Genomic DNA, 24,550 nt, shown 5'->3' on the forward strand with positions numbered 1-24,550 from the left:
CGAAGCGCGCTGGCACATGATTCGCTCACTACGTTCACTCATGCCAGCGCCTCACTGATGCTCGGCATGCGTGAGGCACGCTCGCACAGAATTCGCTCGCTCATGGTGCAACCACCGATCCCTTGCTGCTTGGCTCCGTTGCCGAATGCGAGGTCGTCGAGTGCGTGAGGGCCGGATGGCCGGCCGGAGAGTGCGGAGTCGGCACGCGGCGCGCGATCCGCCCCGAGCCCGCGTGCGCCACCTCGGGCAGCTGCTCCGGCTCGGCATTGCGGGTCCGTTCGAACGACAACATCTGCATTTCGACCGCCAGGTCCACCCGGCGGACTTCCACCGTCTGCGGCGCGATCAGCCCGCACGCGGAGAAGCTCAGAATCGACTGCAACCCGGCGGCGACCAGCTGGTCGCAGACGTTCTGGGCCGCGTCGTCGGGCACCGCGATCACCGCGATGGTCGGTTTCAGTTCGGCGATGCCCGCGGCAAGACCCGCGGCGTCGCGCACGGTCAGTCCGGCAACCGACAGCCCGACCACCCCGGGATCGGCGTCGAAGAGGCCGACCACGCTGAATCCGCGCCGCCGGAAACCGCCGTAGCCGACCAGGGCCCGGCCCAGATTTCCGACGCCGACCAGCACCACGCGATGTCCACCGGACAGACCGAGCACGTCCTCGATCCTGGTCCGCAACTTTGCTACGTCATAGCCGACACCCCGGACGCCATTGGGGCCCAGGAACGACAAATCCTTGCGCAACTTCGCCGAATTGACACCCGCCGCGACAGCCAGTTCCTCACTGGATACGATGAGCACACCGTCGTCGGCCAACATGGCGAGAACCCGAAGATAGGTAGCCAGCCGCGCCACGGTGGCCTGCGGGATGTCTTTCTGCAGAGCCCTGCCGGAGACGCCGCCCGGCGCCTCATGCTGCTCTGTCACGTCGTCGGCTCCTCGTTCCGGCCTGCGCACAGGTCCGGTTCGTCGTTCGACCTCGAGCCCGGCGGCGGTCCGGTGCCATGGTCGAAGTATCGGATTTCAGGGCGCTCCGCAGCCTCGGCATGCGGGTCGCGTGCCACCACCGTAACCGCTTGTGAAGCCCTGCACAAAGTCGGTGAAATTGGCCTCATTTTCCGCCGCGACCAGCGCAGCGGCCGAATCGGACACGGATCACACCGATCAGCGACCCAGATCAGCCCGCAAACGCGCCTCGTCGACGTCGAAGTAGCTGTGCTCGCGACCGTCCACAAGCACGACGGGCAGCCGGTCGCCGTACTCCGCGCGCAGGCCAGGGTCGGTTTCCGCGGCGACGTCGACGTCGAGGGCGCCGGGCTCGATGCCGAAATCCGCGCAGATCGCCCGCAACTGCTCCAGTGCCGTGGCACACAGCCCGCAGCCGGCTCGGGTCAGCAAAATCACTTCGTGCGCGGGCGGCGCGGCGGCGCTCTCTGTGGGATTGGTCATGGCCGATATTAAATCCCCTCGCCACTCCCTTCGGTGCGCGTGGTCTTTCGGGTGACTGTCGGTGAATCCGGTTAGTGTGGACGTGGTTCGCGCGAACGGGCGGAGGTACTGGTGCCGGAACGATCGAGGGTGGAGAGGGCCGGGTTCATCGCGGGCCGGTTCGGCGAGTTCCCGGTGCGGTGGCATCTGGGCCCGCTCGGCCAGGGGCTGCAGGACCAGCTCGCGCGCATCTCCCGCAGTCCGTTCGGACCGAGCGAGGAGGAGGTCCGCGCGAATCTGGCGGGCGAGGCCAGCGCCGACGCGGCGCTGTCGCTGCACGAATCGGAGCTGGCGACGGCCGAGCCCACGGGGCTGGAGGTGCCGCGCGATCTCACCGCGGCGGCGTTCTTCGACGTGGACAACACGATGGTGCAGGGCGCCTCGATCGTGCATTTCGCGCGCGGTCTCGCGGCGCGCAAATACTTCAAGACCTCCGACCTGGTCGACGTGGCGTGGAAGCAGGTGAAGTTCCGCGTCACCGGCAAGGAGAGCAGCACCGACATGGCCTCGGGCAAGGAGAAGGCGCTCTCGTTCATCGCGGGCCGCCCGACCTCCGAGCTGGCCGCGCTCGGTGAGGAGATCTACGACGAGATCATCGCCGACAAGATCTGGCCGGGTACCCGCGCGCTGGCGCAGATGCACCTGGACGCGGGCCAGCAGGTCTGGCTGGTCACCGCGACGCCGGTGGAGCTGGCCCAGGTGATCGCCAAGCGCCTCGGCCTGACCGGCGCGCTCGGCACCGTGGCCGAGAGCGTCGACGGCAAGTTCACCGGGCGGCTGGTCGGCGACATCCTGCACGGGCTCGGCAAGGCGCACGCGGTGCGCACGCTGGCCATCCGCGAGGGCCTGAACCTCAAGCGCTGCACCGCGTACTCCGACAGCCACAACGACGTGCCGATGCTCTCGCTGGTCGGCACGGCGGTCGCGATCAATCCCGACTCGGACCTACGCGAGCTGGCCAAGAACCGCGGCTGGGAAATCCGCGACTTCCGCACCGGCCGCAAGGCGGCCAAGATCGGCGTACCGACCGCACTGGCACTCGGCGCTGCGGGCGGCGCCGTAGCCGCGGCGGTCACCCGCAGGCGCGACCACTGAGTTTTCGGCGCGCCAGCGCGCCAAGAACACAGCGCTAACCGGTGAATGCGTTGCGGCGCTTGGTGAGCAGTTTGTAGAGCGTCTGCTGGATGGTCTCGCGGACCTGGTCGGTGACCTCGAACATGGTCATCGGGTCGTCGGCGGCCTCCGGCTCGTAGGCCGTGGTGGCGATGGGCTTGCCGAATTCGATGTACCACTTCGAGGGCAGCGGCACCGCGCCGAGCGGGCCGAGGTGCGGGAAGGTCGGCGTCACAGGGAAGTACGGCAGACCGAGCAGTCGCGCCAGCGGCTTGATGTCGGCGAGCTTCGGGTAGATCTCCTCGGAGCCGACGATCGAGCACGGGATGATCGGCACGCCGGTGCGCACGGCGGCGGCGACGAAACCGCCGCGGCCGAAGCGCTGAAGCTTGTAGCGGTCGGAGTACTGCTTGCCGACGCCCTTGAATCCCTCGGGGAACACACCCGTCAGTTCGCCGGAGCGCAGCAGGCGCTCGGCGTCCTCGCGGCAGGCCAGCGTGTGCCCGGCCTTGCGTGCCAGCACGCCGAGGAACGGCATCTCGAAGATGAGGTCGGCGGCGAGCAGACGCAGCGCGCGCTGCTTGGCGTGGTGGTCGTGGATGGCCAGCTGGAGCATCAGGCCGTCGACCGGCACGGTGCCCGCGTGGTTGGCCACCACCAGCGCGCCGCCCACTTCGGGGATGTTCTCCATGCCGTGGACCTCGACGCGGAACCACAGGTCCGACAGCGGGCGCAGCGCGGGCAGGATGACCGATTCGAGCAGGTGTTCGTCGAAGCCGAACTCGTCCACCTGATAGTCGCCGGTCAGGCGGCGGCGCGCGAAATCGGCGGTGCGGCCGATCTGCTTGCCGACCTCTTTGCGAATCAGGTCGGACAACGATTGCGGCGCCTGCGGCACGGCCGACGCGAGCCGATCCGTCAGGGACGTGACCCGGGTCGGCTTCGTCTCCCCCGGCGTACGGTCCGGCCAGCGACGAGTGCTGGTGCGCTGCCTGGTTTCGATATTCAGATCATGAAGTTGGATGACTTTCGCCACGTCGTTCATTGGTGTGCTCCCGTACCGGCCCCTATGAGGCCGAGCAGTTTCTTTTCTGCGGCATCGATCCACGCTGGATCGAAGACGGGCCGCAACGCTGCGCCCCCGATGAAGTCGTCGAACGCCTGAACCGTTGTCCACCGCGGTTCGAAGCCGAGTTCGGCTCGCATTCGCGTGGTGTCCAGGCCACAGCCGAAATGGAAGTAATCGAGTTGTTCGCCGGTGAATTCCCGCATCACCGGCCCCATCAACGCGCGGCCTGCGGTGCGGAACACCGTGAACGGCACAGGCAGCTCGATGCGCCCCGCCCTGCGCACCGCCTGCGACAGCGTCAACGCACCATCGCCCGCGATGTTGTAAGTACCGCCGGGGGCCGTCTGCGCCGAATGTGCCAGCGCGGCCACCGCATCTTCTTCGTGCAACAGCTGCATTCGAGGGTCCCGTCCGAAGACGGTCGGCGTTACGGGTGAACGGAGATACTGTACGCCGCGCCCGGCCAGTCGCGGGCCCACAATCGGCGCAAAACGCAGAATCGATGCCGCGATATCGGGACGGCGCCGCGCGAGCCCTCGGACGAAACCCTCGATTTCGATCATGTCGCGCGCAAACCATCCGCGCGGCGGCGTGCGGGCGCTCATTTCCTCGGTGAATTTCGCCGGATCCTTGGCGCTGCACCCGTAGACCGCCGAGGTGGAGCGCACCACGACCCGCCGCACCGACGGCGACTTCTGGCAGACCGCGAACAGCTGCATCGCGCCGAGCACGTTGAGGTCTTTCATCACCGCGCGACCGCCGCCGGACGGCGGCTTGGCCAGCATCGCGGTGTGCACGACGGTGTCGACCTCGTTGCCGCCGATCACCTTGCGGATCAATGGATTTCGAATATCGCCACGCACGAACTCGGCACGTCCCATTCGGCGCCGCAGTTCCCGGCTCGGGGTCATGCTGTCGACGGCGAGGATACGCTCGACAGCGGGATCCTGGGCGAGCTTGGCCACCACGGCGCTGCCGAAGAAGCGGCTTGCGCCGGTCACCATCACAACCTTGGGCGTGTGCCCGTCTCTTATGTCAGATCCCACCGCAGCACCGGTTCCCACCTACCAGGCCCCCATTTACATTTATTGGCGGTTCCAGAGTAACCGCTACCGTCTGGGTCGCCGAGGTTATTAACCAGGATCTAACGATGACTTCAGTCACCGGATACATCGAATAGGTTTCAAACTGAACTATTTCAAAGACTGAGGCCCGCCACCGGGAGGTGACGGGCCTCGTGTCGCACAGGCGCCGGCCGGACGATGTCCGCCCTACCGGCGCGCATGCTCACTTGCCGAGTTTGCGCCGCTGAACACGCGTGCGGCGAAGCAGCTTGCGGTGCTTCTTCTTCGACATGCGCTTGCGGCGCTTCTTGATCACAGAACCCATAGGGTGTCCTCGCGTTCTCTCTACTCGGCGCGCACGCATGGCGTACGCCTAGCTGATTTCGGCATCCGCGCCGCCAGCGGCCACCGGACACCACGAACTGGCGCCGCAGGCAGGCGAACACGAACCGAGGGTTCATCCTACCGGTATCCGATGGGGGCCCGAGCAAGGGCCCTCGCGGTCGAGGGCGCCGTCATCCGCGGGCCGCCGCGCACCGCCACGGGGCCCTTTCGGGGGCGAAACCGCCTCAGCCTGCGTCGAAGTAAGACGTCTCCAGGTAATCGTGCACGGCTTTGGCGTGCACGCGGAACGACCGGCCGACGCGCACCGCGGGCAGTTCGCCCGAATGCACCAACCGATAGACCGTCATCTTGGAAACCCGCATCAGACTCGCCACTTCGGCGACCGTCAGGAATTGAGTGCCACCGCCGAGTATCGACTGGCCGGACGATCCCGAACCACTTTGCGCTCTACCTCCGCCCCGGCCACCGGATGGGCCGGACGAACCTGGTGACGTCCCCGAGCTATTTGCAGACATCTTGTTGGAAGACATCATTGCACCATTGACCTCCGGCACGTCCGCGCCGCCGGCTTCCCCACCGGCGGAACAGACACGCACGTGCTCCTTGAAGCTTAGCGGGGCCAGTGGGATTGCTGCGACGTGTGTGAGAAATCAGCTTCTGACGCCCGGTTTGCCCCGAGGGGAACGGTAGATGTACGGCCGGGCGTTATTCCGCCGACGCGCCCTGTTCCGCCGACCTCCGCTTGGCCGCGTGCAGCGCCTCGAGAAACGCCGAGCGGACGCCGCCGCGTTCGAGCTCGCGCAGGGCCGCCGCGGTGGTGCCCGCGGGTGAGGTGACGGCCGCGCGCAGCTCCACCGCGCTCTGGCCGGACTCGTCGAGCAGCGCGGCCGAGCCGACCATCGTCTGCACCACCAGCTGGGTGGCCACGTCCCTGGTCAGGCCGAGCCCGACGCCCGCGTCCACCATGGCCTCGACGACCAGCAGGAAGTAGGCGGGGCCGGAGCCGGATACCGCGGTGACCGCGTCCATGTGCGACTCGGCCACGGTGACGACCTTGCCGACCGCGGAGAGCACCTCGGTGACCAGCTCGAGCTGCTCGGCCTTGGCGTAGCGACCCGGCGCCAGCACGCTCATGCCCTGACCGACCAGCATCGGGGTATTCGACATCACCCGCACCACCGGGAAGCCCGCGGGCAGCTTGGCCTCCAGCCGCGCCGTCGGCACGCCCGCCGCCAGCGAGACGAGCACCTGGTCGCGGTCGCCCGCGTTCAGCTCGGCCTTGCCCAGTTCGGTCAGCACGACGTCCACGTCGCCCGGCTTGACGGCGATCACCAGAAGGTCGGCGCCGACGGCCGCGTCGGCCGCCTCGCCGGTGACCCGCACGCCGAACCGGTTCGCGATCAGCTCCGCCCGATCGGCGTGCTTCTCGACGACGACCAGATCCTTGCTCGCCCTGCCCGACTCCAGCAGGCCGGCGATCAACGCCTCCCCGATTCGGCCTCCACCGATCACCGCAATTCTCGTCATGGACGTAAAGATTAGTGTGCGCGTCAGCGACGTTGCGGAATCAGTGCGAGCTGACGGCTCTGCGCGACCACCGCACCCGTGCTGTCCAGGATGAGTTGATCCTCGTCGAACATGCGTCCGCCCACCTCGTGCGAGGTGGCGATGATGCGCAGCCAGCCGGGTGCGGGCCTGCGCCGGAGGTAGGTGGTCATCTGCACGGTGGGCGCCCAGCCGAACTGGCCGAGGTTCGCAGGCACCGGCGGGCTCATGTCGGCCGCCATCATCGCGAAGTACATGGACACGTCGGGATCGCGCTGATCGGCCTCGAACGGACGCATCCACAGCCGCAGCCGCGGCTCGCCCTTCGCGCCGTCCAGGAACTTCGCCCACTTCCGGTCCAGGTAGAGGTCGGCGCCCTTGGCGACGTGCACGATCTTGCCCATCGGGGAACCCTCGTAACCCATGGCGTCAGCGGCGGGTTCGGCGGACATGTCGCTGTGCTCGGCGGCGTACAGCGGTTCGATGTCGTCGAGGTGACCGAAGGTGAAGGCGGTGCGCACCATGGCGCGGCCGTTCTGGCTGAGGGTGGCGTCGGCGAGGCAGATCTGACGTCCGACCTTGCGGATGCGCACCTCGTACTCGACCTCGCCGGGCACGGGGGCGCCGAGGAAGTCCGAGCTGGCGGCGATCGGCGCCATCTCGGTGAGCGTCGGATCGGAGGCGCGCAGCCATCGGGTGGCGGCCGCAGCGCTCGCGGCGACCATGGTGCCGCCGTGCACCTTCTCGCCGATGGTCCAGATGTCGTCGATGACGCCCGCGTAGCGTCCGACGCCTGCCTCGGCCGAGAGCAGCTCGGTCAGCGCGCACACGGCGCCGAACGGGCCGTCCGTCGCGGTCGATTCGACCGTGTCGGCTGTGAACTCCAGCGTCATCGTCACTCCTGTCGTGCTACTCAGACGTTCGTACAGCGTACAACCCTTGATCGCTGGGACGGCATTCCCGGGAGCGGGCTGGATCGATCTCACACCGGGCGGACGCGGAAGCGCGTCAGAGCTGATTCGCGTGCGCGGAGGCCGACGCGGGCGTGGGGGCCACGCCGTTCAGATGCAGCCGGGCGAAGGCCAGCGTGCGGTGCAGCATCGCGGCGCGATGGGCGGTGGTGCGGGCGTTCTGGGTGTTGATCTCGGCGACGGCGTGCCCGGAGAAGCCGGTGCTCACCAGCTGCGCGCACAGTTCGGCGCAAGGCTGGGTGCCGTCGCCGGGCACCAGATGTTCGTCATGGGCCGCGCCGCGGCCGTCGGCCAGGTGCAGGTGGGCGAGGCCCTGTCCCATCCTGGCGGCCAGCGCGAGCGGATCGGCGCCCGCGGTCGCGGTGTGCGAGAGGTCGAGGGTGTAGTGCCGGAAGCCGGTATCGGTCGGGTCGTAGGACGGGCTGAAGGCGGTCAGGCCCCAGCCAGGGCCGCCGCGCCGCTCCAGCCGCTTCGCCGAACTCGCGCCACGGCCGAACAGCGAATCCGCGCGCATCGGGAACATGTTCTCCACCGCGACGACGACCGGGCTGTGCTCCTCCAGCTCGGCGACCTGCTCGGCGAAGCCCTCCGCGTAGCGCCGCTGCCAGCGGAACGGCGGATGCACCACCACGGTCGCCGCGCCGAGCGCCTCGGCGGTCCGCACGCTGCGCTCCAGCTTGGCCACCGGGTCCGCGCCCCACACGCGCTGGGAGATCAGCAGGCACGGCGCGTGCACCGCGAGTACCGGAACGTCGTACTTGCGGACGTAGCTCTGCACGGTGGCGATGCTCTGGCTGGCGGGCTCGGCCCACACCATCAGCTCCACGCCGTCGTAGCCCAGCTCGGCCGCGTACCGGAAGGCCGCCTCGGTGTTCTGCGGGTAGACCGAGGCGCTGGAGAGGCCGACCAGGATGTCGCGGCCCGGCGCCCCGGACGATCCGCCCGGCGCGCCGGCCGCCGGATCGCCGGTCTGATCGGGCGCCGGTCCCCCGACCGCGCTTCCGATCCGAGTGTTCTCCGCCTGCCCGATGGTCCCCACAGCCGCGCTCCCTACTCAGTTCGTACTGAGAAGAAAGGCTAGCGGTCCCAGCGTGACGAAGATGCCCACAACGACGGCGATCACCGTGCTGAGGATGTCGTCGGTCCGGCGCAGGATCCGAACCAGGGCCACCAGACCGAGGATCACGATCATCGCCAGGGCCAGCGCCACCCAGGGGAGCATCTCCCACATCCGCTCGAAACCTTTGAACAGCAACATTCCGGCGACCGCGGCGCCGGTACTCTGCCCGCCGAGAACCATCCACTGCTTGCGGTTGGCGTCGTACTCGGCCTTGCGCGCGGTGCGGGAGCGGCGCGTCGACGGCCGCTTGGCCGGCGCCGCGGCACGCGCCTGCGGCTCGTCCTCGTCGTCCTCCTCGTCGTCGAGCAGGAACGGGTCGTGCACATCGGTCAGGCCCTCGTCGAGCGCGACCTCGGCGCGACCGCCGCGCGACCGACCGCGACCGGCGCCCGCGCGTCCGGCGCGCTCCACGCCGTCGCGCAGCAGATCGCCCGCCACCGTCGAGCCGGAGACCAGCTGCTGATCCTGACTGGCCAGCGACCACGCGGCCGTCGGGATACCGCCGGACCCGGGTTCGGAATCGGTCTTCTGCGGCTCCGGCTTGTGCCGCCGCGCCGACCACGAGGGCACCCCGCCCTCGGAGCGAGGAGATCTTCGCTGCTCCTCGCGCGGCTCCTGGCTCGGCGCGCGCCCCGACGGCTTGCCGCGGTCGGGCAGCGGCGAGAGCGGCAGGGGCGCGGAGTCGGGGGCGAACCCGTTCGACGGGGGCGCCCACGCCGCGGTCGACGGACCGGTCTCCTCGGCCTCGGCGGCCCTGCGCCGCGCGGCCCGGCCGCCGCGGCCACCGCGATCCTGCCTGTCGCCGCCGCGGGTCCCTGGCTCGTCGAGCGCGGGGCGTCCGTTGCGCGGAATGTCGAAGTCGACCGGATCGCGCAGCGGCGGGCCGACCACGATGGTGGAGTCTTCGTCCGGGTCCGGTTTGCGTCTGCGTCCGCTGCGCTTCGGAGCCGGCGCCTCGGCCAGTGCGTCGGCGCCGTACGGCGACCCGGCCGCCAGCGGGTCCGGCGCGCTGTGCCGGGAGCCCGGGGACATGTCGCGTCCGGGCATGACCAGGTTGGAGCGTCCGGGCGGCGGATCCGAGTAGGACGGCGTCGCCGGGTAGGGCGTCGGCTCGGGGTAGGACGGTGCCGCCGGGTAGGGGGCCGGCTCGGGGTAGGACGTCGCTTCCCGGTAGGGAGCCAGCGGGTCGTACCTGGTGATCGGGCCGGACATCGGGGAATGGTTCGGCAGCTCCGCGACGGGATCCGGAGCGGCGAACGACATCGGCTCCGGCGCAGCGGGTTCGAAAGCCGGGGGCTCGAAAGCGGTCGGCTCGTAAGATGCGGGCGCGTAGGAGGCGGGCTCGAACGACGACGGTTCGTGCGCGGGCGCTTCGGCCACCTCGTCGTCGGGTGCGGCGTGCGCGGAGTGGCTGCCGCCGTCACGGATGACCGGAAGGTCGCCCGTCAGCTCGGCGACGGAGATGCCGCGGCCACCGCGCCTGCGCCGGCCACCGCCGGACGACGCGCCCTGCTGCCCGTTGCGAGCCAGCAGTTCGGCGACCGATAGCTGCTTGGATTCATCACTCATACCTGCACCTCGCTGACGCTCGGTTCCGGCATGCGCGATGCGCGCTGGCACATGATTCGCTCACTGCGTTCGCTCATGCCTGCGCCTCGCTGGCGCTCGGCTCACTGCGTTCGTTCATGACGACACCGTTCCGATCGGACCGGCGAGCGCGTCACCGCCGGGCGCCGGCTTGCCTGGTTCGGCCGCCGGGCCCGTCGAACGCGATGCTTCGGGTCCACCGTTCATATCGGTATCCAGTTTGCGCAGGATCAGCCCTTCTCGCAGTGCCCACGGACAAATCTCGAGGGTATCCAGCGACAGCGCCCGCATACTCGCCTCCGCGACCAATGCGCCAGCCACCAATTGCTGTGACCGATCGGAACTTACGCCTTCCAATTCTGCACGGTCCGACGCCGTCATCCGCGAGATGAAGGCAATCAGTTGGCGCAGACCTGAGCTGGTGAGTGTACGACGCACCCGGGTGCCCGCCGCGGAGGGCGCCGCTCCGGTCAGTCTGGCCAGCGATCGGAATGTCTTCGACGTGCCGACGGCGAGATCGGGCCTGCCCGCCTCGATCAGCTGTTTGGCGGGGGTGACGAGTTCGGCGTCGAGCCAGTCGCGCAGCACCGCGACCCGGCGTTTGCCCGGCGGATCCTCGCGCAGCCACTCCCTGGTGAGCCTGCCCGCCCCGAGTTGCAGCGAGAGCGCGACGTCGGGCTCCTCGTCGCCGCCGTTGCTCATCTCCAGTGAGCCGCCGCCGATATCGAGGTTGAGGATGCGGCCCGCGCTCCAGCCGTACCAGCGGCGCACCGCGAGGAAGGTCAGCCGGGCCTCGTCGACGCCGGTGAGCACCCGCAGCTCGACGCCCGTCTCGGCGCGCACCCTGGCCAGCACCTCTTCGGAGTTGGCGGCCTCGCGCAGCGCGGAGGTGGCGAACGGCATCAGCTCCACGCAGCGGGATGTCTCGGCGATGCTGGCGAATTCGGCCACGGTCTTGATGAGCCGCTCGGCGCCCTGGACGGTGATCCGGCCCGCGTCGTCCAGGTTCTCCGACAGCCGGAGCGTGGCCTTCGTCGAGCTCATCGGCATCGGATGGCCGCCACGGTGCGCGTCCACCACGAGCAGGTGAACGGTATTGCTTCCGACATCGAGTACCCCAAGCCGCACATGAACACGGTACTGGGTCGACCAGCACTTCAGGCCAGGCGATCGAACTGTTAGCGTCTGCAGGTGTGACGGTAGGCGCAACCGCAAGCAGCCAGACCCCGCCCCGACCAGCGGCGAAGATCGACCCCGCGCCGGAGGTCGATCTCGATTTCCCGCGCGAATGGATCGAGTTCGTCGATCCAGCAAATGACGAGCACCTGATCGTCGCCGATATGACCTGGCTGCTGTCCCGGTGGACCTGCGTCTTCGGGACGCCCGCCTGCCAAGGCATCATCGCCGGTCGCCCGGACGACGGCTGCTGTTCACACGGCGCGTTCCTCTCCGACGAGGACGACCAGGAGCGTTTGCGTAACGCTGTGAAACTGCTCACACCGGACGACTGGCAGCTGATGCGCGAGGCCGAGAACGCCAAGGGCAAGGTGACCAAGAAGGGCTACCTGGAGCTCGACGAGCTCGAGGACGAACCCGCGCTGCGCACCCGGCGCTTCGACGGCGCGTGCATCTTCCTGAACCGCCCCGGCTTCGAAGGCGGCGTCGGCTGCGCGCTGCACACCATGGCGCTGCGCCGCGGCATCGAGCCGCACACCGTGAAGCCGGACGTCTGCTGGCAGCTGCCGATCCGGCGCACTCAGGAATGGGTCGACCGTCCCGACGGCGTGCAGATCCTGCGCACGGTGATCACCGAATACGACCGGCGCGGTTGGGGTCCCGGCGGCCTCGACCTGGACTGGTACTGCTCCGGTTCGCCCGACGCGCACGTGGGCGCGCGGCCGGTCTGGCAGTCCTACGCGCCCGAGCTGAAAGAACTGCTCGGCGAACCCGCCTACGGCGAGCTGGCCAGGCACTGCAAGCGCAGGGAGGGACTCGGCCTGATCGCGGTCCATCCCGCGACGGTGCACGCGCAGCGCAACGCCGAGCAGCGAGCACACGGCACGGCCTAGCCCTCCACGCCGCACGCCCTAGCGGACGCTTGTCCAGTTTTGCGAAACGCCAACATTTCACACATTCGGTCGCTTACTGTGCGGAGGCCCACATCCAGTGGGCAGCACAGGAGAACACCATGAGTATCACCACGCCAGGCCTGGTCGGGCGCCGGATCGGCACCGGACTCGCGGGCTTCGCCGCGGCGACGGCCGTCGCCGTCTTCGCGGCGCCGCAGGCGCACGCCACCGTCGACTCGATCACCGTGTCGGGCACCGACCACACCATCGACACCACCTACACGCTGCGCGCCGAGCTCAGCGGCGCGGGCATCGGCCTGCTTGTCTATTGGTCGGACAACGGCGATCAGATCACCGGCCCGAAGGTGCCGTGGCCGGTCGGCGAATCCTCCGTCAGCTGGACGCCGAAAACGCCGGGGCAGCACCTGATCACGGCCTCGCAGGGCGGCAGCACCAAGACCATAGTCGTGCAGGTGACCGACCCGAGCGACCCGGGCGACCCCGGCGACCCGGGCGACCCCGGAGATCCCGGAAATCCGGGCGGGGGCACCGGCAGTGCGGGAACGGGCAGCGCGGGCAAGCTGCTCGGCAGCCTGTTCGGACGCTGAGTCCCGGTTCTTCCGAACGCATTTCGGCGCGGCCGAACTCACGCCGAAATCTGAAATATCTCCGCTTCAAAGAGTAGGGTCCAGTCGATCGACATGGTCGGCACAGGAGGAGCACCATGACATCACTCAGCATCATCCGGCGCGGGGCGGGCGCCGGACTCACCGCGTTGGCCGCCGCCGTCACCGTGCTCGCGGCGCCGTCGGCGTATGCGGCCGTGCAGTCGGTCTCGGTCGAGGGCAGCGACCACAAGGTCGGCACCACGTACACCATCACAGCCGAGGTCGGCGGCGCGTCCGGCGGCCTGCTGGTCTACTTCAGCGACAACGGCGAATTCATCGGCGGGCCAAAGGTTCCGTGGCCGCCGGGCAGCGCGACCATCGAATGGAAGCCGAGCACGCCCGGCCAGCACATCATCACCGTCGAGCAGGGCGGCACCACCAAGTCCATCGTGGTCGAGGTGTCCAAGGCGAGCAGCGGCGGCACCGGAAGTTCGGGCAGCTCCTCCCTCAGCGGCACCGGCAGCGCGGGCAAGTTGCTCGGCGGACTGCTCGGCAGCAGCTGAAAGACTCGGTGTGCAGACCGTGACTTCGCGGTCTGCACACTCCCCTGACCAGCGCGGGTGAGCCGAGCACACCCGGCAGGTCATCTGTTCGCCATGCGCGCGTCACCCATTTCGGGTTTGATCTCGGTTCATGAAGAAAGCGCTCACCCTCGCAACCCTCGTCATCGGCGCGACCATGGCCATGGCCGGCGGCGCCCACGCCGAGCCCGACGCGGATCCGACCAAATTCTCGGACTTCACCGCCACTTTCGTGCCCGCGACCGATCCGTCCGCGGTGAATGCCGCGAAAGAGGGCAAGAACGTCATCATGAGCCCCTACGGCACCGGCCGCACCATCGCCTGCCGCGGCAACGGCACCAGCGTCCCGCTCTACGACTGCATGCAGGAAGACGATCTCGGCTGGATCACGCTGCGCAAGACCGACGTTCCCGGCATCGGCCCGACCTGGGTCTACCTCCCGTAGGAAACGCCGCAGACGGCGTCCGCCGATCGGACGCCGTCCGGGCAAGATCCGCCGACTGCCAGTGCGGCGGCGGTACGCATCGAAGACGTTGCCGGACAACGTCCGCCACCAGACCGCGCACGGCCGGAGCGAAGGCGGAGGTACGCCTTCAGGGGGCTCGCTACGCACACAGCATGAACGGGCCCCGGTTCCGCGCTCGGGGTGAGGACGTGGAACCGGGGTCCGTTCGCTGTCTCGGCGCTCAGGCCTCGAGCTTGTACCCGAGACCGCGCACGGTCACCAGGTGCTCGGGCTTGGCCGGATCGGCCTCGATCTTCGAGCGCAGCCGCTTGACGTGCACGTCGAGGGTCTTGGTGTCGCCCACGTAGTCGGCGCCCCAGACCCGGTCGATCAGCTGGCCGCGGGTCAGCACCCGGCCGGAGTTGCGCAGCAGGTACTCGAGCAGATCGAATTCCTTGAGCGGCAACGTCACCGGCTTGCCGTTGACCAGCACGGTGTGGCGGTCCACGTCCATCCGGACCGGACCGGCCTCCAGCACGCCGTTCTCGCTACCGCCTTCGAGCTCTTCGCCAGAACCGCGGCGCAGCACCGCGCGGATGCGCGCGATGAGTTCACGCGCCGAGTACGGCTTGGTGACGTAGTCGTCGGCGCCCAGTTCCAGGCCGACCACCTTGTCGATCTCGCTGTCCCGCGCGGTCACCATGATGACCGGCACGCCGCTGCGGGTGCGCAGCTGCTTGCACACGTCGGTGCCGCTCATACCCGGCAGCATCAGGTCCAGCAGGACGATGTCGGCACCGGAGCGGTCGAATTCGGCGAGCGCGGACGGGCCGTCGCCCACCACGGTGACCTCGAAGCCCTCCTTGCGCAGCAGGAACGCGAGCGGATCGGCCAGCGACTCCTCATCCTCGACGATCAGAACACTCGTCATCTGCGTGCCTCCACACCATTCGGTCTGCCCGTCCCCTGGGGGCGCGGGCCGGTTTCCTTCGTGCTCACCACGGGGCCTTCGGCTTCCTCGTCGCTGTCGGTCTCGAGGTGGGCGGGTATTCGCAGGGTGAACGTCGACCCGGTGCCCAGCTTGCTCCACAGGGTGATCTCACCGTTGTGGTTGGCCGCCACGTGCTTGACGATAGCGAGCCCCAGGCCGGTACCACCGGTGGCGCGCGAACGCGCCTTGTCGGAACGGAAGAACCGTTCGAACACCCGCTCCTGGTCTTCCTTCGGTATGCCGATGCCGCGGTCGGTGACCGCCATGGCGACATGGTCGCCGCGCAGCGACCGGCTCACCGAGACGTGCGAACCGGTCGGCGAGTAGGCGATCGCGTTCTCCACCAGGTTGGACAATGCGGTGACGAGCAGCGTCTCGTCGCCGAGGACCTCGAGCCCGCTCGGCCGATCGGTGCTGACGGTGATGCCCGCCGCCTCGGCCGCGGTGCGCGAGCGGTCCACCGCCTGCATGACGACGGTGTCGACGTCGACGACCTCGAGTTCAGGCAGCTTCTCCGCGCCCTGTAGTCGCGAGAGCGCGATCAGCTCGGTCACCATCTTGCCGAGGCGGCGGGATTCGCCGAGCACGCGTTCGCCGAAGTGGCGCACCGCCTCGGGATCGTCGGCGGATTCCAGCAGCGCCTCGGCGAGCAGGCTCATCGCACCGACGGGGGTCTTGAGCTCGTGACTGACGTTCGCGACGAAATCGCGCCGGGTGGCCTCCATGCGGGCCTGCTCGGAATCGTCGTCGGCGAACAGCACGGTGAAACCGGTCTCCTCCAGCGAGAGCGGCCGTGCCACCCCGCGCACCGCGATCCTGCTGCGGCCCGGCATCGGGTTCTTCGCGGTCAGGTCGAATTCGGCGGACTCCCCGCTGCCGAGCACCTTCTCCACCGCGGCCCACGCGCGTTCGTCGAGCAGGCGGTTGCGGACCAGGCCGAGTTCCTCGGCGCGCGGGTTCACGAGCACCACGTCGCGGTACTGGTCGACCACCGCGATGCCGCTCTCGGAGGCGAGCACGATCAGGTCGAGCACCTGCGACATGGTCAGCCCGGAATCGGCCTGCCGACGGGCGGCCTGACGGGCGTTCACGTACGGAATCAGCAGCCCACCGACTGCCAGGCCGACGACAGCCGCAAGAACTGCCAACAACACGACCTGCGGAACACTCACACTTGAATCGTACGGTCGCCAACCGACCGACCAACGCCGGGTTCACGAAGTTTCATGCAGGTCATAGGGCATTCCAGGGCCGTTAGCCGTGTGTTTACGCATTGTTCCGACTAGGGGTGGCGTCGCGCGTCGCCGCGAGCAAGATCAGCCCCGGCCGGTGGACGAGATCGATGGCGGCGGTCAATCCCCCTCCCCCGCGAGGGCCGCGTTCACCGCCCTGCCGTGCTTGTCGACCCACTCGCCGAGCGCGTAGATCGGCCCGAGCAGATCGTGGCCCGCCACCGTGAGTTCGTACTCGACGCGCGGCGGCGCTTCGGCGTAGCGGCGGCGGCGCACCAGCGTGAGTTGCTCCATCCGGCGCAGGGTCTGCGTGAGCATCTTCTGACTGATCCCGCCGATCGCGGTGCGCAGCTCGCTGGGACGCATCGGCCCGTCCCTCAGCATGTAGACGATCACCGGCAGCCAGGAGTTGCCGAACAGGTCGACGCCCATCCGCGCGGGGCAGTCCGATTCGTAGTCGCCGTAGGGCGGGTAGTCGATCCGGACCGGTTCCGCCTCGTTCGGCATCGGAACGCTCGCCACGGGTTCATGCGCTGTTGTGGGGTCCGGGTCGTGGAACCGGGTCAGCGGGGACTGGGCAGCGCCTTCCGGCTGCGGTGCCATTGCTGCGCGGGACATCGGTCCGGCGTTCGCGCTGCCGGTGTCGGCGGGTGACGCGGTCATGTGTTCAGCATGGCACCGCCGTTGGGCACCCGGAGGTGCCTATCGAACTCTCTACCGTCAGAACCACATTCGACAACGAGGAGTTCACAATGCGAATCGGAATCATCGGGACGGGCGCGATGGCGCGGGCGCTCGGCGGCGGCTGGGCCGCGGCCGGGCACGAGGTCCGCTTCGGCGCGCGGCGCAGCGAAGGGGCTGTCGAACTGGCCGACGCAGTTGGTCACGGCGCACGAGGCGGGAGCATCGACGAGGCGGCCGGGTTCGGGGAGGCGGTGCTGCTCGCGGTTCCGGTCGACGCGCTGGACGCCGTCCTCCGATCCACCGGCCTCGACGGCCGCGTCCTCATCGACTGCACCAACGCCTTCGAGCCCGACGCCGCCGCACCCGACGGCACGATGAATTTCGTCCTCGGCGAGGACGCGGTGGCCGAACGCATCGCCGCCACCGTCCCCACGGCACACGTGGTGAAAGCCTTCAACATCTGCGCGGCCGAAGTGTGGGCGGCGCAGGAGCGCGCTTTCGAGGGCAGCCCGCTCTCCGTTCCCGTCTGCGGCGACGACCCGGATGCCGTACGCCTCGTCGCCGGTTTGGCCGAGGACCTGAAGCTGCGGCCGTTTCCGGCGGGTGGGTTGCATCGGGCTCGGTACTTGGAGGCCGCTTCGGTTCTGACGGTCGGGCTCTGGTTCGCCGGGCACGACAGCCGGGCGATGCTCCCACCGCTCGCCGCCGCGTTTGCCGCGCGCGATTGATGGGAGGCAGACGCCTGGTGAGGCACCTTCTGTTTCGAAGACGCCCCTCGGGAGACGGGATTCACCAACCGTGATTGCCGCGTACCGGAATGTTCACGAAGCTCGGGCGCTCCGGGTCCAGCTGCACGTGCTGCGGCTTCAACTCCGTGTCGAGCAGCATCGGCAGGACCGGCAGGCCCTTGGGGAAGTTCCCCGCGAACACGTCCACCCGCAGGCGGTGGCCCGGCTGTAGAACCGCCTCGGTGGCGCTGAGCGTGATGTCCAGCGTGGCGGCCTCACCCGGCACGGTCGGCTGCCTGGTCTCCAGCGAGGTGAACGGCCGCGGGTCGGTGTAGTCGCCGTTGGCCGAGCGGGTGCTGTTGGCCTCGTCCACCTGCCGCAGCGAGGCCATCAGCTGACCCGAGGTGAGCACGGTCGACTGGCCGTCGGGCGCGACGTCGTTGACGGTCACCGTCCAGTAGCCGTCGGCCGCGTCCTGAACGGTGTTGAGCCGCACCGCGATCGGGCCGGAGATGGTGGTCGTGTCGGCCACCGGCGCGCTGGTGAAGGTGAGCGCGTTCAACTCCGCGATACGGGAATCCTTGGCACAGCCGTCGATGATCGACAGGATGCCCGCGCTGCCCTGCGCGGCATCGTTGGAGCACACGGTGGTCAGGCCGGGCCCGACCGTCAGCCGCGCGGTGTCGGCGTTCGCGTCGCCGGTGAGCGAGCCGTCGTAGACGCTGCGCGCGGTGCCGCTGGGCTCCGCGGACAGGTACATGCGGCGGTGCTGCGCGGCGGCCTCGCCGACGGCCGACGCGCCGAAACCGTTCTGGGTGACCCATCCGCCGCCCTGCTGACGCAGGGTGACCGGGCCGTAGCTGTCGATGCCGTTGTCGATGCCCTTGAGCCACTTGTCGAACCACGCGCGCTGCAACACGTCCAGCCGCGGCGGCAGGCCCGGCTTGCCGTACTCGTTGCCGGAGTTCACGTGATAGGTGTTGCCCATCAGCAGCTGCTTCTGACCAGCGGGCAGCGGAATCTCGTTGTAGATCTGGGATTCCGAGTAGGTGAACAGGTCGTGCCAGCCGCCGACGACGAAGGTCGGCACCTGGATCTGTCTGGGATCGCTGACGTAGTCGCCGCGTTCGGGGCTGTTGTGGCTGAGCAGGCCGAGCAGGCGCGGGTCGGCGTCCTCGAAACGCGTTGCGGTGTAGGCGTTCAGGAACACGTCCATGAAGGTGAGCGGGGAGGCGGCTCGATCGGCGAGCCATTCCCAGTCGAACTGGCCGTTCACGATGGACTGGAGATCCGGCGCCCACTTGAGGGTGTTGATCGCGGTGAGCCACAGCGGGATGAAGTTGAAGCCGAAGCCGCCGCCGGGCGCGAGCACGTCGTTGACCAGGTCGCTGCCCGGCACCACCGGGAAGATCGCCTTCAGCGCGGGCGGCTGCTGCGCCGCGGCCTGCACCTGGTTGATGCCCGAGTAGGAGATGCCGTTCATGCCGACCTTGCCGTCCGACCACGGCTGGCGCGAGGCCCAGTCGATGACCTCGAGGGTGTCCTGCTGCTCGCGGGCGCGGAGCATGTCCCACTCGCCCTGCGAGAAGCCGGTGCCGCGCACGTCGACGACGACCTGCGAGTACCCGCTCTTGATCAGCTGGCGGTCCACCGTGAAGTTGCGCAGTTCGCCGCCGCCGAAAGCCTTGGTGAGGTCGGTGACGCCGGACAGCGGGGTGCCGCTGAAATCGATCTGCCGGAACAGCTCGAGCAGCGCGTCGGACAGCACCGGAACGGACTGCGCGTGGTCGGCGAGGTTCGACACCAGCTTGGTGTAGGGCGTCAGGTTGACGATGGTCGGCGTCGGCGCGTCGATCGGTCGTCCGGAGGCGTCGGCGGGCCGGTAGACGTTGCCCTTCAGCACCGTCCCATCGCTCATCGTGACCGGCACATCCCATTCGATGTGCACGTTCGGGTACTGCTGGGCGCCGTCCTCCGTCGCGGTCCACGCCGCTCCGGCGGCGCCGCCGTCGGGACCGGTCGCGGCGGGCGCGGCGGTCGCGCCAGTGGCGAGGAAAGGAACGAGCACGGCGGCGGCGAGCGCCGCGACTGTGGCCCGTAACGCGTACTTCATCGGACGTGATCCACCTCTCGGACTGGTCGAACGTCCGGAAGCATACACAACTTACCAGTCGGTAAGAACTCCCGGATTCACGGAGAGCTGATGGAATCGCAATTCACATATGCCTGACAGCACGCGATAGCCACTGGGTATGTGGGTCTTCGCGAGATCCGTGCGCCGGAATGAAGGTTTACCGCATCGGCCGCGGCCGCGCGCATGTACACGCCGGAGAGCGGGCCGAAGCGCGGCGATTCTCGCCGAGAACACAGGCATGGCGGCGCCCGGATCGACCGCCCCGCCGAACGAGAAATGCGCCGCGGTCGATTACCGACCGCGGCGCATTCTCGGTTTCGTACTACTTACCGCCCTGGCTCGCGACGGCGGCCGCGCCCGCCGCGGCGGCCTCCGGGTCCAGGTACTCGCGCGGACGCACCGGACGCAGGTTCTCGTCCAGCTCGTAGCGCAGCGGGATGCCGGTCGGGATGTTCAGGCCTGCGATGTCGTCGTCGGAGATCTGGTCCAGGTGCTTGACCAGCGCGCGCAGCGAGTTGCCGTGCGCGGCGACCAGCACGGTCTTACCGGTGAGCAGCTCCTTGGAGATGGTCGACTCCCAGTACGGGACCATCCGGTTCACCACGTCGAGCAGGCACTCGGTCTTGGGCACCTCGATGCCCGCGTAGCGCGGGTCGCCTTCCTGGCTGTACTCGTTGGCCGGGTCGATCGGCGGCGGCGGGGTGTCGTAGCTGCGACGCCACAGCATGAACTGCTCGTCGCCGTACTTCTCGCGGATCTGCGCCTTGTTCTTGCCCTGCAGCTCGCCGTAGTGACGCTCGTTGAGCCGCCAGTCGCGCACCACCGGAATCCAGTGCCGGTCGGCCGCGTCCAGCGCGATATTCGCGGTGGAGATGGCACGACGCAGCACCGAGGTGTAGACGATGTCGGGCAGGATGCCGTGCTCGGCGAGCAGCTCGCCCGCGCGCTTGCCCTCGGCGATGCCCTTGTCGGTCAGGTGCACGTCCACCCAGCCGGTGAACAGATTCAGGGCATTCCATTCGCTCTCGCCGTGGCGCAGCAGCACGAGGGTGTACGTCATGACGGTCATCCTGCCACGCGCGGCCTTCGCGCCCGAGCCCTGGTCAGGGTGCCGGAGCGAGGGCAGTGAGCAGTCCGGCGCCGACCAAGGTGGCCTGATCGCCCAATTCCGAAGGGACCACGCGCAGGTCGCGGAGAAAGTCGATGCGGGCGTGCGCGCCGAGCGCCTCCTGTAACGGTCGCCACAGTGGCTCGCCGGACTGGGCGAAACCGCCGCCGACGACGACCAGGTCCACGTCGAGCAGCGCGGCCGCCGACGAGATCACCTGTCCCAGCGCGATTCCCGCGCGCCGCAGCGCCGCCTTGGCGATCCGGTCCCCCGCCTGGGCGTCGACGGCCAACTCCACGCCGGTGTTGCCCTCCCAGCCGCGCTCGCGCGCCCACCGCACCGAGGACGGGCCGCTGGCCACCGCCTCCACGCAGCCGACGCCGCCGCAGGCGCAGGGATCGGTCGACCCCGGGACGATCATGTGGCCGATGTGACCGGCATTGCCGGTGTGCCCGACCGCGACCATGCCACCCACGACGACGCCGCCGCCGATGCCGGAGGACACCGTCATGGCCAGCGCGTCCGGCGTCTCCCGCGCCGCGCCGAAATGCCGCTCGGCCAGCGCGAGGCACACGCCGTCGATGGCGAAGCGCACCGAGGCGTCCGGGAACACTTCCTGCACCGCGGGCACCAGCGCGAATCCGTCGCGCCACTCCGGAATGTTGAGCGGGGTGGTGATGCCCGCGGGCGCGTCCACCGGACCGCACGCGCCGATGCCGACGAGGTCGATATCGGACCCGTTGGCCGCCGCGAGCAGCAGCCCGCGCACCGCGTCCCACACGCCGGTCGGCGGCACCTGGATGCGGCCGACCTCGTGCGTCATCCCGTCGGCCCCCACCAATCCGACCGCGATCTTGGTCGCGCCGATGTCCAATGCGAGAACGGTCATCTGAAACCCCCACTTCCCAACGCCACCGGACCGCCGCGATGGCGCGACGGTCCGGTGCCGAATGATCTTGCTGTGCGGTCGCCAACGGTAGTTGCCCGACGGCCGACCGGCACCATCGGTCTCCACGCCCGGCGGTCGACGAACACCATCGGCCTCCCCATCCGGCGGTAGTCGAGCATCATCAGCCTCCACATCCGGCACACCATCGGACCTCGCGCCCAGCGGTAGCCGGACGTCATCGAACTCAGCACGCGACACGCAATCATCAGCCACGGCAGTCGACAGTCGGCAGTCGGCAGTCGGCAGTCGGCAGTCGAACACCACCAGGCCTGGCGCCCAGCGGTTCCCAGACACCATCGGGACTGAGTACGCGGCAGGCAATCATCAACCACAGCCTTCGCGCGCTCGGCGAGCACAGCCAACCCTTCGGCGAGCACCATCATTCTCACCTCCCAGCGCGGCCGGCCAGCATCTCCAGCCCCAACACTGGGCGGGCGATGGGCACGATCAGGCTTGGCGGGGGCACGCTCAGCGCTCAACGGGCACCGTCGGATCCCGCGTCCGGCGGCCTAGTTGTCCAGCGCCCAGTGCGCACCGCCAGGCTTCGCGCCCAACGGTCGGCGCATCATCAGGCAGTCAGCATCTGGCAGCGCGAGGCACCGTCAGGCTTGGATCGGCGGGCATCGCCAGCTCGCGTCAGAAGGTTGCCGCGCACCATCGGGCTCACCGCCGAGTGGCTGCCGGACCCCAATCGGGTGCGGGCGGTCAGGAGTTCTCGGAGGATTCCACCAGGTGCTCGAACGCGCGCAGGTTCTTCAGTGACTCGCCGCGGGAGACCCGCCACTTCCATTCCTTCCGAATGGATTCCGCGAAGCCGAGTTCCAGTAGCACGTTGAAGTCGGCGTCGGCCGCCTCGAGCACCTGGCCGAAGATGCGATCGAGCTCGTCCTCGGTGACGGCGTGCGTGGCGATGCGGCCGACCAGGTAGATGTCGCCGACCCGGTCCAGCGTGTAGGCCACGCCGTAGAGGCGGCGGTTGCGGCGGAGCAGGAATTTGTAGACGCCCTCGAAGTTCTCGTCGGGCTTGCGGCAGACGAAGGATTCGACGCGCACGCCGTGTTTGCCGACGGTGAGCATCAGCGTCGTCTTCAGTTTGCGCTCACCGGGCAGGACGACGACGAAGACGTCCTCGCTCGGGCGGGTGTACTCGATCTCCCGGTCCCGCAGTGTCTCGTCGATCAGCCGCGCGGTGGCCTGGGTATCGGTCATCGGTGCACTCCCATCCTGCGCCGCCACAGCGCCCGCGATCTGACCTGTCCGCCCTCGCCGAGGAGCGTGGCACCGGACAGGCTAGTGCGTTCCGTCGCGAGCGGGCCGTCGAGCACCGTCGGCCGGGCGCCGCCGGACTCGCCCGCGCCGAAATCGGACAGTGCGGCGGCGTAGCTGGCGAGCAGACCGTCGGCGGTGTGCTCCCAGGAGAAGTTCGCGGCGTGCTCGACCGCACGGTCGCGCATCGCACGCAGCCGGCGCGGCTCGTCCAGCAGCGTGCCGAGCGCGGCGGCCCAGTCCGGGATGCGGTGACCGGCCACCAGCAGTCCGGTCTCGCCATGCCGGACGGCGGTGCCGAGACCGCCCACGTCGGCGGCGAGCACCGGTGTGCCGGTGGCCTGCGCCTCGATGGCGACCAGGCCGAAGGACTCGTTGTAGCTGGGCACAGCGACCAGGTCGGCGGCGCGGTACACCTGGACGAGCCGGTCCGGCGGCTGCGGCGGCAGGAAGGTCACGCGGTCGGTGATGCCGAGTTCGGCGGCGAGCTCGATCAGCGCGTCGGGACGCTCGAGGCCGGAGCCGGACGGCCCGCCGACGATCAGCACACGCAGGTTGCGGGCGGGATCGGTGCGCAGTAACTCGGCGGCGGCGCGCACGAGCACGTCGGGCGCCTTGAGCGGTTGGATGCGGCCGACGAACGCGACGATCTTCTCGTCGGCGGCCAAGCCGAGCTCGGCGCGGGCCGCGGCCTTGTCGCCGGGGCGGTAGCGGGCCAGGTCGGCGCCTGGCGGCACCACGTCGATGCGTTCGGCGTCGGCGCTGTAGAGCTCGACGAGCTGACGCGCCTCTTCGGCGGTGTTGGCGACCATACGGTCGGCCTCGGCGATGACCTGTTTCTCGCCGATCTCGCGGGTGGCGGGCTCGGGGCAGTCGCCCTCGGCCAGCGCGGCGTTCTTCACCGCGGCCAAGGTGTGCGCGGTGAATACCAGCGGCACCCGCCAGCGATCCCTGGCCAGCCAGCCGACCTGACCGGACAGCCAGTAGTGCGAGTGCACCAGGTCGTAGTGGCCGGGCTGGTGGCGCGCCTCCTGACGCAGCACCTCCGCGGTGAACGGGCACAGCTGAGTGGGCAGGTCGTGCTTGTCGAGCCCCTCGAACGGGCCCGCCACCACATTGCGTACCAGCACGCCCGGTCCCGCCTCCTGTACCGGAGGCACGTTCGAGGAGGTGGCGCGGGTGAAGATCTCGACCTCGGTCCCGCGTCGTGCCAGCTGAAGAGCCGTTTGCAGCACATAGACGTTCATGCCGCCCGCGTCGCCGGTGCCCGGTTGCGCGAGCGGTGAGGTGTGCACCGACAGCACGGCTATCCGATTCGGCCGTAGGTCTGCACGTTGACTCACACCATCCATAGTGCACGGTGGCTAACCGCTCCCGACGCCGCCTACCGGCCAAGTGAGAGTCATCACACACCGCGAGCCGGTGGGCTCGCCGAACGCGTTGACCTGC

At 69.1% G+C, this 24,550-nt stretch carries 25 protein-coding genes; 6 read left to right on the top strand and 19 right to left on the bottom strand.

Features of this window, described 5'->3' with window-relative positions:
- Positions 1–100: 100 nt before the first annotated feature.
- Together AC3ERS_RS12800 and AC3ERS_RS12805 are read right to left on the bottom strand one after the other, a co-directional pair.
- A complete protein-coding gene (locus tag AC3ERS_RS12800) occupies positions 101–931 on the bottom strand; it encodes a redox-sensing transcriptional repressor Rex (RefSeq protein ID WP_431966921.1) in 831 nt (276 codons plus the stop codon).
- Between the two features lie 237 nt (positions 932–1,168).
- Positions 1,169–1,453 carry a glutaredoxin family protein gene (locus AC3ERS_RS12805; RefSeq protein WP_431966923.1) on the bottom strand — a complete coding sequence of 95 codons (285 nt, stop codon included), beginning with the start codon at positions 1,451–1,453 and terminating at the stop codon, positions 1,169–1,171.
- A gap of 129 nt (positions 1,454–1,582) precedes the next feature.
- On the opposite strand from AC3ERS_RS12805, the gene AC3ERS_RS12810 reads away from it, so the two are divergent.
- A complete protein-coding gene (locus AC3ERS_RS12810; RefSeq protein ID WP_431966925.1) occupies positions 1,583–2,587 on the top strand; it encodes an HAD family hydrolase in 1,005 nt (334 codons plus the stop codon).
- A 34-nt stretch (positions 2,588–2,621) separates the two neighbouring features.
- Here the strand turns inward: AC3ERS_RS12810 and AC3ERS_RS12815 are convergent, their stop codons facing one another.
- The 9 genes from AC3ERS_RS12815 to AC3ERS_RS12855 form a co-directional block, all read right to left on the bottom strand.
- Positions 2,622–3,650, bottom strand: coding sequence for a lysophospholipid acyltransferase family protein (locus tag AC3ERS_RS12815; protein ID WP_431966927.1), 1,029 nt, complete (start codon positions 3,648–3,650; stop codon positions 2,622–2,624).
- On the bottom strand, positions 3,647–4,678 hold the full coding sequence (locus AC3ERS_RS12820) for an NAD-dependent epimerase/dehydratase family protein (RefSeq protein ID WP_431967416.1): 1,032 nt from the start codon (positions 4,676–4,678) through the stop codon (positions 3,647–3,649). The genes AC3ERS_RS12815 and AC3ERS_RS12820 overlap by 4 nt, the downstream gene beginning before the upstream one ends.
- A gap of 283 nt (positions 4,679–4,961) precedes the next feature.
- A complete protein-coding gene (locus AC3ERS_RS12825; RefSeq protein WP_003402602.1) occupies positions 4,962–5,063 on the bottom strand; it encodes a 30S ribosomal protein bS22 in 102 nt (33 codons plus the stop codon).
- Positions 5,064–5,307: 244 nt separating this feature from the next.
- Positions 5,308–5,598 (bottom strand): helix-turn-helix domain-containing protein, encoded by a 291-nt coding sequence (locus AC3ERS_RS12830; protein ID WP_431967418.1) that lies wholly within the window; start codon positions 5,596–5,598, stop codon positions 5,308–5,310.
- 190 nt (positions 5,599–5,788) lie between these two features.
- Positions 5,789–6,610 carry a pyrroline-5-carboxylate reductase gene (proC, locus tag AC3ERS_RS12835; RefSeq protein WP_431966929.1) on the bottom strand — a complete coding sequence of 274 codons (822 nt, stop codon included), beginning with the start codon at positions 6,608–6,610 and terminating at the stop codon, positions 5,789–5,791.
- Between the two features lie 23 nt (positions 6,611–6,633).
- Positions 6,634–7,521, bottom strand: a complete 888-nt coding sequence (locus AC3ERS_RS12840) for a thioesterase family protein (protein ID WP_431966931.1) — start codon at positions 7,519–7,521, stop codon at positions 6,634–6,636.
- A gap of 115 nt (positions 7,522–7,636) precedes the next feature.
- The gene (locus AC3ERS_RS12845; RefSeq protein ID WP_431967420.1) at positions 7,637–8,512 is read right to left on the bottom strand and encodes a sugar phosphate isomerase/epimerase family protein; all 876 of its coding nucleotides are present in this window, start codon (positions 8,510–8,512) and stop codon (positions 7,637–7,639) included.
- Positions 8,513–8,653: 141 nt separating this feature from the next.
- On the bottom strand, positions 8,654–10,288 hold the full coding sequence (locus AC3ERS_RS12850) for a hypothetical protein (protein ID WP_431966933.1): 1,635 nt from the start codon (positions 10,286–10,288) through the stop codon (positions 8,654–8,656).
- A 114-nt stretch (positions 10,289–10,402) separates the two neighbouring features.
- Positions 10,403–11,434, bottom strand: coding sequence for a Ppx/GppA family phosphatase (locus AC3ERS_RS12855; protein WP_431966935.1), 1,032 nt, complete (start codon positions 11,432–11,434; stop codon positions 10,403–10,405).
- 65 nt (positions 11,435–11,499) lie between these two features.
- Between AC3ERS_RS12855 and AC3ERS_RS12860 the strand changes: the two genes are divergently transcribed.
- The 4 genes from AC3ERS_RS12860 to AC3ERS_RS12875 all read left to right on the top strand — a co-directional run bounded on the left by AC3ERS_RS12860 (position 11,500) and on the right by AC3ERS_RS12875 (position 14,009).
- Positions 11,500–12,375: a DUF3109 family protein gene (locus tag AC3ERS_RS12860; RefSeq protein WP_431966937.1), complete on the top strand. Its 876-nt coding sequence runs from the start codon at positions 11,500–11,502 to the stop codon at positions 12,373–12,375.
- 119 nt (positions 12,376–12,494) lie between these two features.
- Entirely contained in the window at positions 12,495–12,983 is a 489-nt protein-coding gene (locus AC3ERS_RS12865) for a hypothetical protein (RefSeq protein ID WP_431966939.1), read from the top strand.
- 116 nt (positions 12,984–13,099) lie between these two features.
- Positions 13,100–13,546: a hypothetical protein gene (locus AC3ERS_RS12870; protein WP_431966941.1), complete on the top strand. Its 447-nt coding sequence runs from the start codon at positions 13,100–13,102 to the stop codon at positions 13,544–13,546.
- A 130-nt stretch (positions 13,547–13,676) separates the two neighbouring features.
- Positions 13,677–14,009, top strand: coding sequence for a hypothetical protein (locus tag AC3ERS_RS12875; protein WP_431966943.1), 333 nt, complete (start codon positions 13,677–13,679; stop codon positions 14,007–14,009).
- Between the two features lie 241 nt (positions 14,010–14,250).
- Here AC3ERS_RS12875 and AC3ERS_RS12880 read toward each other — a convergent pair whose 3' ends face one another.
- From AC3ERS_RS12880 to AC3ERS_RS12890, 3 genes are all read right to left on the bottom strand, one after another.
- Complete coding sequence (locus AC3ERS_RS12880; protein ID WP_431958626.1) at positions 14,251–14,940, bottom strand: winged helix-turn-helix domain-containing protein; 690 nt, start codon at positions 14,938–14,940, stop codon at positions 14,251–14,253.
- Positions 14,937–16,172 (bottom strand): sensor histidine kinase, encoded by a 1,236-nt coding sequence (locus AC3ERS_RS12885; protein WP_431966945.1) that lies wholly within the window; start codon positions 16,170–16,172, stop codon positions 14,937–14,939. The genes AC3ERS_RS12880 and AC3ERS_RS12885 overlap by 4 nt, the downstream gene beginning before the upstream one ends.
- A 180-nt stretch (positions 16,173–16,352) precedes the next feature.
- Positions 16,353–16,895 (bottom strand): winged helix-turn-helix transcriptional regulator, encoded by a 543-nt coding sequence (locus tag AC3ERS_RS12890; protein WP_431966947.1) that lies wholly within the window; start codon positions 16,893–16,895, stop codon positions 16,353–16,355.
- 89 nt (positions 16,896–16,984) lie between these two features.
- Between AC3ERS_RS12890 and AC3ERS_RS12895 the strand changes: the two genes are divergently transcribed.
- Positions 16,985–17,644 carry an NADPH-dependent F420 reductase gene (locus AC3ERS_RS12895; protein WP_431966949.1) on the top strand — a complete coding sequence of 220 codons (660 nt, stop codon included), beginning with the start codon at positions 16,985–16,987 and terminating at the stop codon, positions 17,642–17,644.
- A gap of 61 nt (positions 17,645–17,705) precedes the next feature.
- Here AC3ERS_RS12895 and AC3ERS_RS12900 read toward each other — a convergent pair whose 3' ends face one another.
- The 5 genes from AC3ERS_RS12900 to mshA all read right to left on the bottom strand — a co-directional run bounded on the left by AC3ERS_RS12900 (position 17,706) and on the right by mshA (position 24,453).
- On the bottom strand, positions 17,706–19,757 hold the full coding sequence (locus AC3ERS_RS12900; RefSeq protein ID WP_431966951.1) for a CocE/NonD family hydrolase: 2,052 nt from the start codon (positions 19,755–19,757) through the stop codon (positions 17,706–17,708).
- A gap of 343 nt (positions 19,758–20,100) precedes the next feature.
- Entirely contained in the window at positions 20,101–20,838 is a 738-nt protein-coding gene (locus tag AC3ERS_RS12905; RefSeq protein ID WP_431966953.1) for a phosphoglyceromutase, read from the bottom strand.
- A gap of 43 nt (positions 20,839–20,881) precedes the next feature.
- Positions 20,882–21,775, bottom strand: coding sequence for an ROK family protein (locus tag AC3ERS_RS12910; RefSeq protein ID WP_431966955.1), 894 nt, complete (start codon positions 21,773–21,775; stop codon positions 20,882–20,884).
- Between the two features lie 765 nt (positions 21,776–22,540).
- Positions 22,541–23,044, bottom strand: a complete 504-nt coding sequence (locus AC3ERS_RS12915) for a type III secretion system chaperone family protein (protein ID WP_431966957.1) — start codon at positions 23,042–23,044, stop codon at positions 22,541–22,543.
- Entirely contained in the window at positions 23,041–24,453 is a 1,413-nt protein-coding gene (gene mshA / locus AC3ERS_RS12920) for a D-inositol-3-phosphate glycosyltransferase (RefSeq protein ID WP_431966959.1), read from the bottom strand. Before mshA ends, AC3ERS_RS12915 begins: the two co-directional genes overlap by 4 nt.
- Positions 24,454–24,550: the final 97 nt, after the last annotated feature.

The sequence above is a fragment of the Nocardia sp. bgisy134 genome (assembly GCF_057708325.1).